The 1,241-nt window shown below is 24.2% G+C and carries 2 protein-coding genes; both read left to right on the top strand.

The genetic code is table 11. The annotated features are described in order from the left end of the window. On the top strand, positions 1-581 hold a 581-nt coding region (locus tag CD113_RS12420; protein ID WP_142380920.1), incomplete at its 5' end, for a glycosyltransferase. Between the two features lie 30 nt (positions 582-611). Continuing rightward, positions 612-1,241: CDP-glycerol glycerophosphotransferase family protein (locus CD113_RS12415; protein WP_206167428.1), on the top strand; the 630-nt coding region annotated here is incomplete at its 3' end.

The following is a 1,241-nucleotide window of genomic DNA, read 5'->3' as shown; positions in this document are numbered from 1 at the left end:
ATATAATTGATGGAGATTATGTCATTGAAAAGGCTAATTCAAGTAATGAGTTTAAGTTAAACGAAATATATATGTATAATAAGGAATATTTTAATTTTATAACTGTTGCAAGATTATCCCCAGAAAAAAATCAAATAAATTTAATCATGGCTTTTAAACAACTAATAAATAGTAATAAGCAATGCAGACTTTATATTTTAGGTGAAGGTCCATTGTATGAAAACTTGCATAAATTAATTAAAAATCTTGGATTAGAAAATCATGTATTTTTGCTAGGATTTATATCTAATCCCTATGTTTTTATGAAACAATGTGATTGCTTTATACTACCTTCAAACTATGAAGGACAAGGGATTTCAATTTTAGAAGCTAAGATTTTAAACAAACCTATCATAGGAACAAATGTTACAGGAATAAAGTCAGTTATCACATCAGATTCAGGAATATTAGTAGAAAACAATATTCCAAGTATAGTTGAAGGAATGAACTCCTATATTGAAGGTAATGTACCCTGTAAAAAATTTGAATACGAAAAATATAATAATGAAATTATGGAAAAATTGGAAAAATTAATTCTATAAACAAGAATGCTAAAATTAGGAGATAATGAAATGAATTTAAGAAAAGTTTTTCGAGAAAAAGTATCTATAGAAAAAAGACAAAAATTAAAGGACATTTTAAGATATAAAGGTGAAGGAAATAGTGAATATCAAAAATATAATAAGCCATATATACAAGGATTCTTAGATGGTCAACAAAAGGAAATAGTAGAAAATCAAATAATAATTGAAAGTTTACATGGTAAAGATATTAATGGCCACTTATTTAGTTTAGCAAATAAATTAAATAATATAAATAATTATAATACTTTTATTGTAACTAAAGCTAAAGCTAAGGCTAAAAAACTTTTAAGTAAATATGAGATAAATAATATCAAAATAGTTCAACATATGTCTTACGAATACGGTCTATTATTAGCAACATCAGAAATTTTAATTAATGATAATACATTCTACCCATTTTTCTCTAAAAGGAAAGAACAAAAATATTATAACTTATGGCATGGTACCCCATTAAAAACTTTAGGTAAAGACATTGAAGGAGAATTTTTAAATTTTGGTAATGTAGCAAGGAACTTTATGATGGCAGATAGATTATACTTTTCTAATGAGTATACAGCTGATAAATTATTAAAAAGTTTAGACTTAAATGATGTATTAAAAAATAATGTATATATAGCT

The organism is Staphylococcus simiae (assembly GCF_002902085.1).
Lineage (GTDB): Bacteria > Bacillota > Bacilli > Staphylococcales > Staphylococcaceae > Staphylococcus > Staphylococcus simiae.
This window is presented reverse-complemented; position numbering and strand designations above follow the sequence as displayed.